Source organism: Streptomyces sp. NPDC001339, from assembly GCF_042895955.1.
In the GTDB taxonomy this organism is placed as follows: domain Bacteria; phylum Actinomycetota; class Actinomycetes; order Streptomycetales; family Streptomycetaceae; genus Streptomyces.
In genome coordinates, this window is record NZ_JBIAWT010000003.1 from 137640 (window position 1) to 153728 (window position 16089).

12 protein-coding genes and 1 pseudogene are annotated in these 16089 nt (G+C 73.1%); 3 read left to right on the forward strand and 10 right to left on the reverse strand.

Translation table 11 applies throughout. The annotated features are described in order from the left end of the window. Positions 1–224: 224 nt before the first annotated feature. From ACFY12_RS09675 to ACFY12_RS09705, 7 genes and pseudogenes are all read right to left on the reverse strand, one after another. Positions 225–488, reverse strand: coding sequence for a hypothetical protein (locus ACFY12_RS09675; RefSeq protein ID WP_390715223.1), 264 nt, complete (start codon positions 486–488; stop codon positions 225–227). A 282-nt stretch (positions 489–770) separates the two neighbouring features. After that, on the reverse strand, positions 771–1931 hold the full coding sequence (locus ACFY12_RS09680) for a sugar ABC transporter substrate-binding protein (RefSeq protein WP_390715224.1): 1161 nt from the start codon (positions 1929–1931) through the stop codon (positions 771–773). Between the two features lie 13 nt (positions 1932–1944). Further along, positions 1945–4449, reverse strand: a pseudogene (locus ACFY12_RS09685) (SpoIIE family protein phosphatase). 308 nt (positions 4450–4757) lie between these two features. Then, complete coding sequence (locus ACFY12_RS09690) at positions 4758–5810, reverse strand: zinc-dependent alcohol dehydrogenase family protein (RefSeq protein ID WP_390715225.1); 1053 nt, start codon at positions 5808–5810, stop codon at positions 4758–4760. Between the two features lie 93 nt (positions 5811–5903). Further along, on the reverse strand, positions 5904–6230 hold the full coding sequence (locus tag ACFY12_RS09695) for a hypothetical protein (RefSeq protein WP_390715226.1): 327 nt from the start codon (positions 6228–6230) through the stop codon (positions 5904–5906). A gap of 264 nt (positions 6231–6494) precedes the next feature. Continuing rightward, entirely contained in the window at positions 6495–6962 is a 468-nt protein-coding gene (locus tag ACFY12_RS09700) for a hypothetical protein (RefSeq protein WP_390715227.1), read from the reverse strand. A 260-nt stretch (positions 6963–7222) separates the two neighbouring features. Continuing rightward, positions 7223–8173, reverse strand: coding sequence for a hypothetical protein (locus tag ACFY12_RS09705; RefSeq protein WP_390715228.1), 951 nt, complete (start codon positions 8171–8173; stop codon positions 7223–7225). A 197-nt stretch (positions 8174–8370) separates the two neighbouring features. On the opposite strand from ACFY12_RS09705, the gene ACFY12_RS09710 reads away from it, so the two are divergent. From ACFY12_RS09710 to ACFY12_RS09720, 3 genes are all read left to right on the forward strand, one after another. Beyond that, positions 8371–9204 carry an undecaprenyl-diphosphate phosphatase gene (locus ACFY12_RS09710; protein WP_390715229.1) on the forward strand — a complete coding sequence of 278 codons (834 nt, stop codon included), beginning with the start codon at positions 8371–8373 and terminating at the stop codon, positions 9202–9204. Between the two features lie 218 nt (positions 9205–9422). Then, entirely contained in the window at positions 9423–10658 is a 1236-nt protein-coding gene (locus tag ACFY12_RS09715) for a PP2C family protein-serine/threonine phosphatase (protein WP_390715690.1), read from the forward strand. Between the two features lie 205 nt (positions 10659–10863). After that, entirely contained in the window at positions 10864–12258 is a 1395-nt protein-coding gene (locus tag ACFY12_RS09720) for a DUF5685 family protein (RefSeq protein ID WP_390715230.1), read from the forward strand. 125 nt (positions 12259–12383) lie between these two features. On the opposite strand, the gene ACFY12_RS09725 is transcribed toward ACFY12_RS09720, so the two are convergent. The 3 genes from ACFY12_RS09725 to aceA form a co-directional block, all read right to left on the reverse strand. Beyond that, complete coding sequence (locus ACFY12_RS09725; protein WP_390715231.1) at positions 12384–13214, reverse strand: hypothetical protein; 831 nt, start codon at positions 13212–13214, stop codon at positions 12384–12386. Then, positions 13214–14488, reverse strand: coding sequence for a VWA domain-containing protein (locus tag ACFY12_RS09730; protein ID WP_390715232.1), 1275 nt, complete (start codon positions 14486–14488; stop codon positions 13214–13216). The genes ACFY12_RS09725 and ACFY12_RS09730 overlap by 1 nt, the downstream gene beginning before the upstream one ends. Positions 14489–14788: 300 nt before the next feature. Further along, a complete protein-coding gene (gene aceA, locus ACFY12_RS09735) occupies positions 14789–16072 on the reverse strand; it encodes an isocitrate lyase (RefSeq protein ID WP_390715233.1) in 1284 nt (427 codons plus the stop codon). Between the last annotated feature and the right edge of the window lie 17 nt (positions 16073–16089).

Sequence of the window (16089 nt, forward strand, 5' to 3'; positions counted from 1 at the left end):
AGCCCGGCCTTGGCGCACACCAAGACTGTCCAAGGACACACACAGTCCACGTTACTGTCGATAAGGCAGCAAACCAGACAACAAGGAACAGAATGTAATCGAACGTCCGTGTGGCGGCGCGGAAAGAGGAACGGCGTCGCGTCCCAAGGGCAGGAAGATTTTTGGGTTCTGACATGAGTTTGGCGCCCCGGGTGGTGGGGCGCCAAAGTTTCATCTGCCGACGATCAGCGGGTCCCGCCGGCGCCGAGGGCGTTCGTCTTGGAGGCGAGGTCGTTCTTCGTAGCCAGCTTGTCGGCGACCTTGCTCAACCCGCTGATCAACACCTCGGCATTGATGTCCTTGAGCGGGTTCTTCACGTCGTTCTTGCTGACGGTGCTGCTGTCCACCAGCGTGTCGTCACCGTGGGATGGAGCGGCAAGTGCCGGGGACGCGGCCCCCAACATCAGCGCGACGCCGACAGCACCTGCAGCAACCTTGGCGATCTTCACGATCCGTACCCCTTCCAGCAGATGCGTCCAACGGCGCGGCACGACTCTCGTGCCTCCGGAGCGTCCCGGCCTGGGATGCTCGTCACGCACTGCCGCAGCCCCTAACCACTGCACTCATATCAAAGTGTCGGGGCGTCACCCGTACGAGCAATATTTTCTTCAGTCTTCTCACTCGCCCGGCCGAACTGTACGAGGCCCCCGCCGGGCACGACCGGCGGCCGGCAGGGGACCTCTTCGCACGTCAGGCTGCTGGAGAGGGCGTACCGATGCCCGCTTGGTTGATCATCGAGGGGATCTTCCCTCGCTATGTGTGGGGTGTGTCAGACCCGCCTTGGCGCAGGCGGAGGCGTACTTGGGAGTGCAGATCTGATCGACTGTGTACATCCCGTCCTTGATGACCGTGTTCTTGATGGTGTGCACGGTTACCGGGACGGGGGTGAGCAGGACGGCTGGAATGCCGTGTGTGGTGGGGCTGTTGACGCGGTGTGTGGCGAGACCGTCGAGGCTCTCGCCGCGGCCCAGGGCCACGGCCATGGCGGCGGCGTGTTCCGCCTCGGGGCGGAAGGACTTCAGGACGGTCATGGTCTGCTCGCCCGAGAGGAGCCGCTGGACCGCGTCGAGTTGGGCGTCCTGTCCGGTGATCGGGGGCAGCGGGGAGACCTTCTCCGCTTTGAGGGCGGCGATGACGGCGGTCGCGAGGATGTCGTTGGCGGCGTAGACCCCGTCGATGTGCTCGGCACCGAGGGACGAGATGGCGGCGGACATATTGGCGTTCGCCGCCTCCTGGCGCCAGCCGGCGGTGTCGTACGACTTGCCGATGCGGACCTTGCCCCGGAGGACGGACAGCGCGCCCTGCTTGAACCAGGCGGAGTTGGGGTCGGTGTCCGCGCCGTTCATCATCACGATCTGGCTGTCGCGCGCCCGGTCGCCGAGTGCCCCCAGCAGCGCCCGGGCCTGCAGCCGGCCGACCTCGGCGCCGTCGAAGGAGACGTAGCCCGAGACCGGCCCCTCCGCGAGGCGGTCGTAGGAGACCACCCGCACACCGGCCCGGCGGGCGTGCCCGACCGGCGCGCGCATCGCCCGGGAGTCGACGGCGTCGAGGACCAGGACGTCCGCCCGTTTGGTGATCATCGCGTCCATCTGCGCCTGCTGGGTGGTGATGCTCTGCTGCGCGCTGACGGCCTCCACCTCGCACTCGGGGCAGAGCCGATGGATCTCCCGCAGCATCAGCGGCTTGTCGAAGTGGTGGAAGCGCCAGTTGTTGTCCGGGAACAGCACCCCGATCCGCGGAGAACCCGAACCGCCCAACTGCTGCCCGCCGCAGGCCGCCACGGCGGCCACCAGACACAGCCCGGCGAGGGCGGCGGCAGCGGTACGCGGACGGCGGGGCCCGATCTCCGGACGGACGACGGGAGTTCGACGGAAGGGCCAGGGCCTGGTCACCTCGGGGACCTCCTCACTCTCCGGCCTCCGCTGAGGCCGCCTGGGCGAGTTGCTCCTCCGCCCCGAGGCTGATCTCGCTCCACACCTGTTTGCCGCCGCTCAGCGGTACGGATCCCCAGGCCGCCGACACCGCCTCGACCAGCAGCAGCCCGCGGCCGCCGGTCGCCTCCCAGTCCACGCTCACCGGCTTGACCGGGGCCCGTGGCGAGCCGTCGTTCACCGCGATCCGCAGCCGTCCGGCGGCCAGCGTCAGATCCATCCGCACCTCGCCCTGGGTGTGCGCGAGGGCGTTGGTGACCAGCTCGGACACCACCAGCAGCGCGACGTCCAGTTCCTCGGTGACCTGCCATTGCCGCAGTGTGCGCGAGGTGAAGCGGCGGGCGTGCATCACGGCGTCAGGGAGCCGCCAGACCGCCCAGCGGGCCCGGGCTGGCCGTACCCGCATCCCGTCGTAGCGCAGGACCAGCACCGCGACATCGTCGTCGCGCCGCTCGGCGCTGCCCAGCAGGTCGTCGGCGAGCCGCCCGGCATCTGCCGGATCGGCCGCGGCGAGCACCGCGCGCACCTGGCGGATGCCGTCGTCCAGGGTGAGCCGGGCCGATTCGGCCAGACCGTCGGTGAGCAGCACGAGTACGGTGCCGGGCGCCAGGCCGACCTCGGTCAGCGGGAACTCGCCCTCGGCGGACACCCCCAGCGGGGGCCCGCCCTCGACCGGGACCTCCTCGGTGCTGCCGTCGGGGTGGCGCAGCAGCGGCGGCAGATGCCCGGCCCGGACGAACCAGGCGATGCCCTCCTCCATGTCCAGGTCCACATAGCAGCAGGTGGCGAAGAGGTCGGTTTCCATTCCCAGCAGCAGCCGGTTGGCGTGCGCGATCACCACATCGGGCGGATGACCCTCCACCGCGTACGCCCTGATGGCGGTCCGCATCTGCCCCATGATCGTCGCGGCCCCGGCGCTGTGCCCCTCCACATCGCCGATCACCAGCGCCACATGCCCGTCCGACAGCGGGATCACGTCGTACCAGTCGCCGCCCACCTCCAGCCCCATCGTGGCGGGCAGATAGCGGACCACGGCCACCCCGCCGGCCAGTTCGGGCAGTGTGCGGGGCAGCAGACTGCGCTGCAGCATCGTGGCGAGCTCATGCCCGGCGTCCAGCGCGTGCGCCCGTACCAGGGCCTGCCCGACCAGGCCGGCGGTCGCGGTCAGCAGCGACCGTTCCTCCGGCCCGAAGCGGTGCGGGGTGTCCCAGCCGACCAGGCACACCCCCACGATCTTTCCCCCGGCCCTCCACTCGCTTCGAGTCGAGGAGACCCCACCGTCCGCCGGCAGCGGCAGTACGGCGAGCCCGCCCGGCCCGACGCCCGCCAGCCCCGGCTCCAGTTCGGATCCCGGCGGCCACAGGGCCACATGGCCGGCCCGCAGCACCGCTTCCACCGTGGGCAGCGAGTGGGGCGACACCTCCGGCCACTCCGAGCGCCACGCGGACTGCCAGGACGCGGGTCAGGACTCCGGCTCCGGCGGGTCGAGGAGGGTGACCACCAGGCGGTCGGCCGTCCGCTCGGCGACCGCCACCCGGCTCGCGGCCAGCGGTGCCCGCAGTGCCGCCACCACCGCCCGGCTCACCTCCCGGATGGTGGTCGCCCCGGCCAGCGCGGCGGACAGCCGCTGGACGACGGAGACCTCGTCCGCGCTGGGCCGCAGGTACGAGGCGTCGGCCACTACCCCGAGCATCCGCTCCGGCGTCCCCTCGGCGTCGATCAGCACCCGGCAGCGCAGACTGAGCCAGCGCAGCTCCCCGTTGGCCCGCCGGATCCGGAACGACAGCTGCTGGCCGACGGCGGACGTCCCGCCCGGCTCGACGATCTGCATCAGCGCCGGGACATCGTCCGGGGCGGTGTGCTCCAGCAGCGTCTCCACCCGTCCGTCGAACTCCTGCGGACCGATCCCGAACAGCTCCAGCACCCGGGCGTCCGCGTCGATCCGTCCGGTGTACAGGACGAGCGTGAAGGCACCGCCCCGGAGGGTCTCCAGCCCCGGCCCCAGCAGCTGCCGCCGCCCGGTCCGCGCCCTCACCCGCGCCGCGACGGCCTCCAGCCCGGCGGCCACCTGGTCAGCGTGCAGCTCCAGGAGGTGCCGCCGGTCGGCGTCGAAGGCATCCGCTGCCTGGTCCACCACGACCAGGCACCCCAGTCGCCTGGCGTTCCCGCCCAGTGGCAGTACGCCGAGGGAGACCCCGGCCGGCGCCGCCCCGGAGCGGTCGCCGGAACGGTCGTCTCCCGGTGGAGTGGTGAGCGTGCCGGGCGCGGTCGGCTCCGCCGGCCCCAGCCACTGCGGCAGTCCGGTACGGAACGCCGTCGCCACGGGGGAGTCCCCCGACAGGTCGTACCGCTCGGGCAGTCCGCAGGGGGCGCCGGAGCCTCCGACCGTCTCGGCCAGCTGAAGCTCGCGGTCCCCTTCGGCCGGCACATAGACGGCGGTCAGCTCGGCGCCCGAAGAGCCAAGGACCCGCGCGGTCACTGCCTGCTCCGCCTCCGTACGCGGGAAGCCGTCGTCATAAGCCACGGTCGTCGTATCCGCCCTCGGGGCCAGGGCGTCCACCCCGCCACCGTCTCACCGGATATGTCGTGCTCACCGGATCGTGCCGGATCGTGCTTGCCGGATATGTCGTGCATTACCGCCCTGACTCCATGGTGCGACATTCAAGCAGTGGGCAGCCAGTCGGCGCGGTGACGAGGCGAGCCACGGCGGGTGACCGGGAACCCATGGCAGGTGACCGGGAACCCGCGGCGGATGACCGGGAACTCACGGCTGATGACCGGGAACCCTCAGCCGGGGATCAGCACCGCGGCCCCGTGGACCCGGTCGGCCGCCAGGTCGGCGAGCGCCTCGGGGGCGCGGCTGAGCGGGTACGGGCTGACCGTGACGCGGATGCCGATCCGGGCCGCGGTCCGCAGGAACTCCAGGCCGTCCGCCCGGGTGTTGGAGGTGACGCTGCGCAGGTTCCGCTCGTAGAACAGATGGTTCTGGTAGTTCAGCGGCGGGACGTCGGTGAGGTGGATCCCGGCGACGGCCAGGGTCCCCGACCGGTCCAGCGCCGCCAGGGCCACCGGCACCAGATCGCCCACCGGGGCGAACAGGATCGCCGAGTCCAGCGGCTCGGGAGGGCGGGCGTAGGCCTCGCCGGCCGAGGACGCACCCAGCCCGAGGGCGAGTTCGCGGGCCTGGGCCGACCGGGTCAGCACATGGACCCTGGCCCCTTCGGCCAGTGCGACCTGCGCAGCCAGATGTGCCGAGGCGCCGAACCCGTAGATCCCGAGCCGGCCGCCCGGGGGCAGCGCGCTGCGGCGCAGCGCCCGGTAGCCGATGATCCCGGCGCACAGCAGCGGCGCCAGATGGGCGGCGTCGTGGTCGTCCGGGAGCGGATAGGCGTAGTCGGCGGGGAGGACGGCGGCTTCGGCGAAACCGCCGTCGGCGTCCCAGCCGGTGTACCGGGACGCCGGGCAGAGGTTCTCCCGCCCGGACCGGCAGTACCGGCAGTCACCGCAGGTGCCGCGCAGCCAGGCCCCGCCCGCCCGGTCGCCGACGCGGAAGCCGGTGACGGCCTCGCCGGTGGCGATCACCCGGCCGACGATCTCGTGTCCCGGCACGGTCGACGGCCGGTGCGGGGCCAGATCCCCCTCGGCCAGATGCAGATCCGTACGGCACACCCCGCAGGCCTCCACCCGCACCAGAATCTCGCGGGGCCCCGGTACGGGGGCGGGACGCCGCACCGGCACCAGCGGCCCGGAGGCGACCGGCCCGGGGTGGGCGACGGCCCAGCCGCTCACCGCGCCCCGGTCGGCGGTCGGTGCGGCGGGCCCAGCCTTGTGACCAGCCATGGGTCCAGGATCGCTCCGGTCCGGGAGCGCGCCAAACACCGACACGGTCCCGGCGTCCGCCCGACTGACGGCACGGGGAGCCTCGACCCTCCGTCAGGGGGAGCGGCGGATGCGCGCGGTCAGCTTCCGGCGGAGGCGTGCCAGGAGACCGCGCCGGGTGGGCGGGGAGGAGGCGGAGCACGGGGAGGAGGTGGAGGACGGGGAGGAGGTGGAGGACGGCGCGGAGGGGGCGGGTGCGGTGGGGGTGTCCGAGGCGTCCGTCGGCGGCTCGGCCGGGGACGGGGGCTCCGGGTCGACCGGCGGCTGTACGGCGGAGCCGTCCGGGTGCTCGGTGGACTGCCGGGGCCCGGGCGTGCTGCGGGTACGGGCGGCCTCGGCGCGTACCAGGGCGCCGAGCGCGGCGAAGACGTCGATGGGCATGCCGAATCTCCTGCGGTGCGAAGGTCCTGAGGGCTGACGGCGGCACGGCGCGCCGCCCCTAGGGCCCTTCTGATGGATCTCCGCGGCGTCACGACGCCCGGCACGCACTCTCGCCGCACCGCGCGAAAGCCCACGTAGCGCCACTACGCGGACTTCCGCGCGGCACGCCGAGAGCACGCACCAGACGCCGCTCCTTCTCCCACGGAGATCCATCAGAAGGGCCCTAGCCCGCGGTGCGGGGAGGGGCGTGCGGCCGGGGCCCGGTCAGCAGCGGAGAACCGTGGCGCGCCCGGGGGAGGGGGCGAGTGCGGCCGGGACGACGGCCCAGGCGGCGGAGTGCGCCGGTGCGGCGAGCGCCTGCACCGCGGCGGATTCGTCGATCGCCTTGCCGCTGGACCCGGTCGGGATGTGGTGACGCAGATGGCAGGCCGAGGCCTGGTGCTTGCGGTGGACGCCACGGCCCGGGTGTTTGTCACCGCCCTCGGACGGTCTCACCACCGGCGCCGTGGAGTCGCAGGCCCGGTCGGACGGGCCGGATACGGCCGATACGGCCGATACGGCGGGGGCGGCGGGAGTGGCGGCGTGGGTGAGGCAGCGGCCGGCCTCCGGGAGCGGAGCGTCGGAGGAGCCGGTGAGGAACGCCGCGTGCAGCAGCGTCAGCAGCGTGAGGAGGAGAAGCAGACGCCGACCGTCGGTCGCCGTGGAGCGGCCGGTGGTGGCGGTGTCGCGCATGCGGGTCTCCCAACGCTCTTCCAGGAAAAAATCCCCTGGAAGACATCGGGGCACTCGGGAGACACCGGAATCGGGGCGCAATTCCACCCGATCCGGCTATGGGGCGTACGTCTGCCTCATATGCGGCTAACCGGTCATGTCTTCCGCCGTGGACCGGTCTCCCGCCATGGACCCGGTCTCCCGTCGTACGCCGCTCTCTCGGAATGCACCGGTCTCCCGTCACGCACCGGTCTCCCGTCACGCGCCGACCGCCGAGAACGTCAGCCCGTCGAAGTGGCGCGCTCGTAGCAGTGCGAGAACTGCTCCAGCGGTTCGCCTTCCGCGCTCCACGGCCAGGGCGCAGCCACCCCACCGGTGGCGCGCAGTACGGCTGCGGCCTCCGTGATCCGCGCGGACTTGATCAACGCGTAGGCCAGGACGTTCAGATCGGCCAGCGCCGCCGCGTGGCGCAGGAACCCCGGCCGCGGCCAGAAGTGCGCCGCCTGGTCGAGCGCCCTGGTGGCATCCGGGCGCCGCCATATCTCCCCCGCGCCGAGGGCCGTCACACCCCCCGGGGCCACCGCCCGCTGATGGGTACGCACCAGTGCGGTCACCTCCAGACCGGCGGCGGGGGCGTCGGCCGGCATACCGGAGCGGACGCCGTCGAGCAGGTCCAGCACCATGGAGCTGGAGCCGCACTCGTCGGGCGAGAGGTAGCCCAGGGCCTGGAGATGGGCCTCCCGGTTCCAGGGGTCGCGGGCCTTGATCTCCCGCCACACCGCCGACAACTCGCTCGACGGGCGCCGCTCCAGCCGGAGCAGGGCCAGCTGCAGGGTCCACGCTGTGGGGTCCGCCGGGAGCAGCTCGGCCGCCAGCCGGCAGGTCTCGCGGGTGGCGTCCAGGTCGACGCCGCTGCCCGGCCGCTGCGCCTGGAACAGCTCCGACCAGGCATGGAGCAGCAGCGCGTGCGGGTTCCGGGGGCCGTGCTGCCGCCAGATCCCGGGCAGCGCCCGCCCCGCGGACCCGGCGAGCACTCGCAGCCGGTGCGCCTTGCGGTCCCAGTCCTCGCCGGCGTCGTCGAGCACATTCGCCATCAGGGCCATGACGGCCGTGTCGAGGGAGCCGCGGTCCCAGCACGTCTCGACGCGCCGCCGCACCCGCCCCAGGTCGAGGTCGTCGAGTTCGGGGACCAGCCGGGGACGGTTGCTCTTACGGCGTCGGAAGACGGACATGTCCTCGGGGCCTTCCCAGAAAGAGGTGCGGTGGACGGAGGGGACGGAGGGAACTCAGCTGCTGGGCCCTGTCGCCGCTCGTACAGGACAGCGCCAAATGCCGGCGGGACGTTACGCCCGTCCTTCCGGTACCGATTGCACCCGTCCTTCCCGGTACCGTCTGTGCCCACCGTCCGCCCTCGCCGGAATGGGACCCCATGAGCGCCATCAGCATCGGACAGGCCATCGTCCTCGGAGCCGTCGAGGGAGTGACGGAATTCCTCCCGGTCTCCTCCACCGGCCACCTCAGAATCGCCGAAGGGCTGATGGGGATTCCCCTCGACGACACCTCCGTCGTCGGCTTCTCCGCCGTCATCCAGGTGGGGGCGATCGCCGCGGCGCTCGTCTACTTCGGCAAGGACATCGCGCGGATCGTCCGGGCCTGGATCCGCGGGCTGCGCGACCGCGAGGAGCGCTACCACCACGACTACAAGTTCGCCTGGTGGGTCATCTGCGCCACCCTCCCGATCGTCGCCGTCGGCCTGGCCGCCAAGCCGCTGATCGAGGGGCCGCTCGCCTCGCTCTGGGTGGTGGCCGGCTCGCTGATCGCCGGCAGCGGCGTGATGTGGGCGGCGGACCGGAGGGGCCGGCACAAGCGCGGGGAGGACGACACCTCGCTCCGGGACGCGATGTGGGTCGGCTGCTCGCAGATCCTCGCCCTGCTCTTCCCCGGCTTCTCCCGCTCCGGCGCGACCATGTCCACCGCCCTCCTCCTCGACCTGGAGCGGGTCGCCGCCACTCGCCTCTCCTTCTTCCTCGGCATCCCGGCCCTCACCGGAGCGGGCGTCTACGAGCTGAAGGACGCGGTCGGCAGCGGCGCCGCGGTCGGCCCGCTGGCCGTCGGCACCGTCGTCTCCTTCGCCGTCGCCTATGCCTCGATCGCCTGGCTGCTGAGGTTCGTGGCCCGGCACTCCTTCCACTCCTTCGTGCTCTACCGGATCCTCGTCGGCGCGCTGCTCTTCGCCCTGCTGGGCATCGGCGTGGTCAACTGACGGTCACCCGGGCCGCCGCGCCGGGCCGCCGGAACGCGGCCGTGCTGCTGGTATGGGGTGGTATGGGGCAGTGAGAGAGCGGACCGCGCGACGCGGGACGCGGCACCCTGGAGGTGGCCTTGTCGAAGCGGGAGGGCTCGGACGCGGAGCGGGACACCGGTCTCGCGGCCGCGGGCCGGGACACCGACCTCGCCGGCGTACTGACCCGCCTGCGCGTGATGGAGGAAGCGGCCGAACAGATCGGCACCACCCTGGACGAGCAGACGACCTGCGCCGAGTTGTGCCGTTTCCTGTGCAAGCACCTGTGTGACGCCGCCGCGGTCGACCTGCTGTCCGAGGACGTCACCGGGGCGCGGGGCCCGGCCCGGCCGGCGCTCCACCGTGTGGCGTCGGCCGGGCTGGTGAAGGTGCTTCAGGCGCGCTTCCCCGACGACGCGACGGGGCCGCCCGAGGGCGGAGCACCCGCGCTACGGGCACTGGACGAGGCCCGCCCGATCACCACCACCGCGGTCCTCAAGGGCGGAATGTCGGCCCAGGCGCTGTCGGTGCCGCTGCTCGCGCACGGCCGCCGCTACGGTGCGCTGCTCACCCTCCGCGCGGGCGGTACCTTCAGCGACCAGGAGACCGCCACCGTCCACCATCTGGCACGCCTGGCCGCCGGCCACCTCGCGCACGGCCGCCGGTACGCCTCGGTGCAGCGCACCGCGCTGGACCTGCAGCGGGCCCTCCTCGCCGAACCGGGCCGGCCGCACCCCAACCTGGACCTCGCCACCCGCTATCTCCCCTCCGGCTCCAGCTCCCTGGTCGGCGGCGACTGGTTCGAAACCGTCCGGCTCCACTACGGGCGCACCCTCCTCGTCATGGGTGACGTCATGGGACACGGGCTCGACGCGGCGGTCGACATGAACGCCTACCGCTCCACCCTCCGCTACGTCGCCTCGACCGACCTGCCGCCGCACCGCGTCCTGCGTCAGCTGGACACCGCGGTGGCCGAGGACGAGTACCGCCGTCCGGCCACCTGTCTGCTGGCCCGGGTCGACCCGGCCCGCGGTATCGCCGGGTTCGCCAGCGCCGGCCACCTCCCCCCGGCGGTCTTCGGCCCGGACGGCACCGCCGACCTGGTGCCGGTGCCGGTCGGCCCGCCGCTGGGCACCGGCATCGGCGGCTACGAGATGATCACCCGCCCCCTGACACCCGACGACACCCTGCTGATGTTCACCGACGGCCTCGTCGAGCGCCGCGGTGAGGACATCGACGCCTCCCTGGCCCGGCTGGCCCGGCTGCGGCTGCCTGTCGGGGCCGGCGTCGAGGAGGTACTGGACGAGGTTCTGCTCGACCTCGACGGGATGTACGCCGAGGACGATGTCGCCGTACTCGCCGCGCGGGTGCGCGAGCACGCGAGCCAGGAGCCGGGCGGGCCCGGCGAGGAGCCGGAGCACCCGCTGGTCATCTGAGGACAGGTGGGCGGAGGGCTGGTCGTCCGAGGCCGGGTCCGACGGCCGGCCGGCGGGGTGTCAGCCTGCGCGCCCGGTTTGTGCGAGGGGTATGTACGCAGGTCAGCGCAGTAGTCGGTACGATCTCCAGCCGTTGCCCGGGCCGTGTCGCCCACGCCCCACGCCACCATTGCCACCATTCCGACGTCTTACGGGGGGTTTCACCATGTTCGGAATCGTCAGGCCCTGTTCCCATCGCCTGTCTCAAGGGCTCAAGGCCGAGTGGATGGCCCATCTGTGCGGCCTCTGTCTCGCCCTGCGCGCCGATCACGGGCAGTTCGCCCGGGTCGTCACCAACTACGACGGACTGATCATTTCCGTACTGACGGAAGCCCAGTCGGGCCGGACGGCCGACCACCGTCGTACCGCCGGACCCTGCCCGCTCCGGGGCATGCGCACCGCTTCCGTGGCCCGGGGAGAGGGCGCGCGGCTCGCCGCCTCGGTGTCCCTCGTGCTCGCCTCGGCGAAGATCCGGGACCATGTGGCCGACCGGAACGGCCTGTTGCGCCGCAGGCCGGTGGCCGCCGCGGCGCGGAAGGTCGCCGCGGGGTGGGACCGCGCCGGGGCGCGGACCGGCGCCGGCGTCGGCTTCGACACCGCCGTACTCGTCGACGCGGTCGACCGTCAGCTGGGCATCGAGCAACTGGCCGGCCCCGGCACACCCCTGACGGCCATCACCGAACCGACCGAGACCGCCACCGCCGCCGCCTTCGCCCACACCGCGGTGCTGGCGGGCCGCCCGGGCAACGCCGAGCCGCTGGCCGAGGCGGGCCGGCTCTTCGGCCGGCTGGCCCACCTCCTCGACGCCGTGGAGGACCGCGCCCAGGACGACGCCGAGGGCGCCTGGAACCCGCTGACGGCCACCGGCGCCACCACCGCGCAGGCCCGCCGGCTCTGCGACGACGCGCTGCACGGTATCCGGCTCGCGCTCCGCGAGGTGGAGTTCATCGACTCCGCCCTGGTTCATGTGCTGCTGGTGCACGAGCTGCGCCGGTCGGTGGACCGGGCCTTCGGCACCGTCGGCTGCGCCCACCTGGGGCACGGCACCCAAGGGAACGGCACTCAGGGGCACGGGGCACCGGGCCCGTACGGCGGCCAGGCCGGCAACCCGTACCAGCAGGGCAACCCCTACCAGAACGGACCCGGTCAGCCGCCCCCGTACGGCCAGGGGGCGCCCGTCGGCCCGTATGCCCATGGCCGGCAGCACCTGAACGGGCCGCAGAACCCCTACGGCGGGGGTGCGGTGCCGCCCGGCGGGCAGGGCGGCGGTGGCCATGGTGGCGGTCCCGGCGGCGGGGACGGCGGATTCCCGCACCTCCCGCACCAGCCCAAGCCGCCCCGTGGCTTCCTCGCGGGCTGCGCGGTCGCCATCGGTCTGTGCTGCACGTGCAAGCTCTGCTGTGCGGAGGAGTACGAGGGGCCCTGGTCGCGCAAGAAGCGCGAGGGCTGCTGCCAGGACTGCGACTGCGGCGACGGTTGCGACTGCTGCAATGGCTGCGATTGCTGCGGCTGCTGTGACGGCTGCGATTGCTGTGGTGGCTGCTGCTGTTGCGACGGATGACCGGCGGCCGCCGGCTGCCCCCGCCCGCATCCGGCCGTCCCCGGTTGTCCCCACCCGTCCGCGGCACCGGGGCGGCCACGGAACCTCCCGTGGCCGCCCCGGTGTGCGGGATCATCAGGCAGCGATCAGGCGCCCGGCGGTACCCTCGACGGACGGCCGGCCCCGCGGGTGGCGCGGTAGCCGGCGATACCCGCGAGCGCGGCGAGCGCACCCCCGGCCGCGGTCCAGATCCAGCGGTCGGACCACCGGCCCGAGGACCAGCCGCCCTCCGGCTCGGCCATGGCCGCGGGCCGTGGTGACGCACCGTCCCCCTTCGCCCGCGGAGTGGCGGACCCGGCCCCGGGCACCAGGGGAGCGGCCAGCGCGCCGTCCACCGCATGGGCCCCGCCCTGGTCGGAGGTGGACGCCACGACCTCGGCGTGGACCGGCTGGCCCAGGTCCTCCTGCGGCACACCGGCGACCGTCAGGCGGACGAAGTAGCTGCCCGGCAGCGGATCGTTCGACCACGGTTCCGCCCAGCCGCGGACCGTGCGCAGGGTGCAGGACAGCTCGACGGAGCCGGCGTCCCGGTCCGCGGACCGCGACGAGGCGCCGTACGTGCACGCCTGGCGGCGGCGCAGCCCGTCGTAGACGTCGAGCTGCCAGGTGGCCGCACCGTGCCGGCCGGCGGCCGGCGGGAGCGTCACCTTGGCCTTGACCGTGGCGCGCTGCCCGGCGTCCACCGGCAGGACCCAGTAGAGGTAGTCGCCGGTGGACGCGTCGGCCGTGGCGGGCTGGTCCGGCCGGATGGCGGCCGCCGTACGGAAGGAGGTGCCGGCCTCGGTGGGCGCGGCCGAATCCGGACTCCCGCTCGCGCTCGGGGTGGGCGTGGGGCTGTCGGCGAGCGAGGGCCCCGCCAGGCCGAGCAGGCCGGCCCCGGCCAGGACGACGGTCGTCAGTATGCGTACGGTACGCATCAGTTGGTCCTCCACACGGTGACGCGCCAACGGGAGAGCCAGCCCCACAGCAGACCTGCCGCCAGACCGGCGAGAGCCAGCGAGCCCAGCAGCCACCAGCCGTGGCCGAGGCCGAAGGACGCCGCGTCGGAGCCGTCGCGGGGACCGTCGACGACGTCGATGGCCAGCTCGACCGGGAGCCCCGGGTCGGTCCTGACCGAGGCGGGCGCGGAGAAGGAGTTGCCGACCTGGAGGCAGACGGTCTCCGCCGGGGCCTTGTCCCCGCCGTCCGGGGCGTCCACCTCGGCCTTGGGGTAGCGCAGCCCGGACGAGATCACATCCGTCCGCCCGTAGCCTGCCTCCGAGCCGCGGACGATCTCCCGTCCGTGCACGGTCGAGGCCCGCAGCAGGACTCCGTAATCGTTGTTGACGGCGCGGTCGGCGGCCACGCTCACCGACGCCCGCAGCTCCTGGCCCGGCCGGACGTCCACCCGGTACCAGCGGTGCTCGCCGAACTTCTCGCGGTCGGTGTAGAGACCGGACGTGAGCTTCGGGGCGTTGGCGCACTGCTGGGCGCCCTCGGCGGGCACCGGGGTGACGACGGGGTCGGCGGCCCGCTTCACCAACTGGTGTACCCGGTCGCGCAGTTCCTTGGTGTGCTGCACCGAGGTGTACGTCCCGCCGGTGGCCTCCGCGATACAGCTCAGCTGCTTACGGGTCCGGTCGTCCGGCAGCAGCCCGAGGGTGTCGATGGTGAGGCCGATGCCCTGGGCCGCGATGTCCCGGGCCACCTGGCAGGGGTCGAGCGGGGCGCAGGTGTCCTCGCCGTCCGTGATCAGGACGATCCGGCGGGCCCCGTCGCCGCCCTTGAGGTCCTCGGCGGCGCCCAGCAGGGCCGGGCCGATCGGCGTCCAGCCGGTGGGCGCCAGCGTCGCCACCGCGGTCTTCGCCTCGGTCCGGTCCAGCGGCCCGACGGGGTAGAGCTGCCGGGTGTCCTTGCAGCCCACCTGCCGGTCGTCGCCGTGGTAGGTGGCGCCGAGGGTGCGGATGCCGAGCTGGACGTCCTGCGGTACGGCGTCCAGCACCTCGTTGAACGCCTGCTTGGCGGCGGACATCCGGCTCTGCCCGTCGATGTCGCGGGCCCGCATCGAGCCGCTGACATCGAGCGTCAGCTCGACCTTGGGGGTGGCCTTCGCCGCCGGCTCACCGGCGCCGGCGGGCGTGGGCAGAAGGGCGACGGCCATGGCGGCGAGCAGTGCGCACACCCCGGCCGTCAACCGTTTTCTTGTGATCATCGATGGATCGTATGGAGAAATCCCGGCCGGGCCAAAACCGTCCGGGTACGGTCGGCCTGACCGGCCGTCCGACGTCCCGGCGGCCGCCGCCACCCGGGTACGGCACCACGTACGGCACCGCGCACGAGAGGGGTGCGGGGCAGCATCGTTCCGCTGCCCCGCACCCCTGTCACGGCAGCCGCGGCCCCTCAGCCCCGGCGGCCGACCGGGCCCCTCAGCCCCGGTCGTGGCGGGCGCCTCCCGTCCCCGGGAAGCGTGGGTGGAGCGGCTCCCGGAGGAACCGCTCCCGGTGGAGCGTTCCTAGTGGAACTGCTCCTCCTCGGTGGATCCGGCCAGCGCAGTGGTGGAGGAGGCGGGGTTCAGGGCGGTGGAGACCTGGTCGAAGTAGCCGGTGCCGACCTCGCGCTGGTGCTTGACGGCGGTGAAGCCGTGCTGCTGGGCGGCGAACTCCCGCTCCTGCAGGTCGACATAGGCCGTCATGCCGGACTCCGCGTAGCCGCGGGCCAGATCGAACATCCCGTGGTTGAGGGAGTGGAATCCGGCCAGGGTGATGAACTGGAAGCGGTAGCCCATCGCGGCCAGCTCCCGCTGGAACTTGGCGATCTGGTCGTCGTCGAGGGCGGCCTTCCAGTTGAACGACGGCGAGCAGTTGTAGGCCAGCATCTGATCGGGGTACTCGGCGTGGATCGCCTCGGCGAACTCGCGGGCCTGCGCCAGGTCCGGCGTCCCCGTCTCCACCCACAGCAGATCCGCGTACGGAGCGTAGGCCAGGCCCCGGGCGATGACCGCGGCCATGCCGTTCTCGACCCGGTAGAAGCCCTCGGCGGTCCGCTCGCCCGTGCAGAAGCGGGCGTCGCGCTCGTCGATGTCGCTGGTGAGGAGGCTGGCGGCCAGCGCGTCGGTACGGGCCACGATCACCGTCGGCACGTCGGCGATGTCGGCGGCGAGGCGGGCGGCGTTGAGGGTGCGGATGTGCTGCCCGGTGGGCACCAGGACCTTGCCGCCGAGGTGGCCGCACTTCTTCTCGGACGCCAGCTGGTCCTCGTAGTGGATACCCGCCGCACCGGCCGCGATCATCGCCTTGGTCAGCTCGAAGGCGTTGAGCGGGCCGCCGAATCCGGCCTCGGCGTCGGCCACGATCGGCGCCAGCCAGTCGGTGGTGTCCTGGCCGCCCTCGGCGGTGGCGATCTGGTCGGCGCGCAGCAGCGCGTTGTTGATCCGGCGCACCACCTGCGGAACGGAGTTGGCGGGGTACAGGCTCTGGTCCGGGTAGGTGTGCCCGGCCAGGTTGGCGTCGGCGGCCACCTGCCAGCCCGACAGGTAGACGGCCTGGAGCCCGGCCCTGACCTGCTGCACCGCCTGACCGCCCGTCAACGCGCCCAGGGCGTGGACGTAGTCGAGCTCGTGCAGCTGCCGCCACAGCCGCTCGGCGCCCCGCCGGGCCAGAGTGTGCTCCTCACGGACACTGCCCGACAGCCGCACCACGTCCTCGGCCGTGTAGGTGCGCTCAACTCCCGCCCAGCGGGGGTCCGTCGCCCACCGCTGTGCCAGCTGCTCGGCCGCCGTCGTACCTGCCTGCGCCATGACCGTCTCCCGTGGTC

Excerpts from the sequence above, each read along its gene's own strand:
- ACFY12_RS09690 (WP_390715225.1), bottom strand. The coding sequence starts at position 5,810 with ATGGCTGGTCACAAGGCTGGGCCCGCCGCACCGACCGCCGACCGGGGC.
- ACFY12_RS09695 (WP_390715226.1), bottom strand. The coding sequence starts at position 6,230 with ATGCCCATCGACGTCTTCGCCGCGCTCGGCGCCCTGGTACGCGCCGAG.
- ACFY12_RS09700 (WP_390715227.1), bottom strand. The coding sequence starts at position 6,962 with ATGCGCGACACCGCCACCACCGGCCGCTCCACGGCGACCGACGGTCGG.
- ACFY12_RS09705 (WP_390715228.1), bottom strand. The coding sequence starts at position 8,173 with ATGTCCGTCTTCCGACGCCGTAAGAGCAACCGTCCCCGGCTGGTCCCC.
- ACFY12_RS09710 (WP_390715229.1), top strand. The coding sequence starts at position 8,371 with ATGAGCGCCATCAGCATCGGACAGGCCATCGTCCTCGGAGCCGTCGAG.
- ACFY12_RS09715 (WP_390715690.1), top strand. The coding sequence starts at position 9,423 with ATGGAGGAAGCGGCCGAACAGATCGGCACCACCCTGGACGAGCAGACG.
- ACFY12_RS09720 (WP_390715230.1), top strand. The coding sequence starts at position 10,864 with ATGTTCGGAATCGTCAGGCCCTGTTCCCATCGCCTGTCTCAAGGGCTC.
- ACFY12_RS09725 (WP_390715231.1), bottom strand. The coding sequence starts at position 13,214 with ATGCGTACCGTACGCATACTGACGACCGTCGTCCTGGCCGGGGCCGGC.
- ACFY12_RS09730 (WP_390715232.1), bottom strand. The coding sequence starts at position 14,488 with ATGATCACAAGAAAACGGTTGACGGCCGGGGTGTGCGCACTGCTCGCC.
- aceA (WP_390715233.1), bottom strand. The coding sequence starts at position 16,072 with ATGGCGCAGGCAGGTACGACGGCGGCCGAGCAGCTGGCACAGCGGTGG.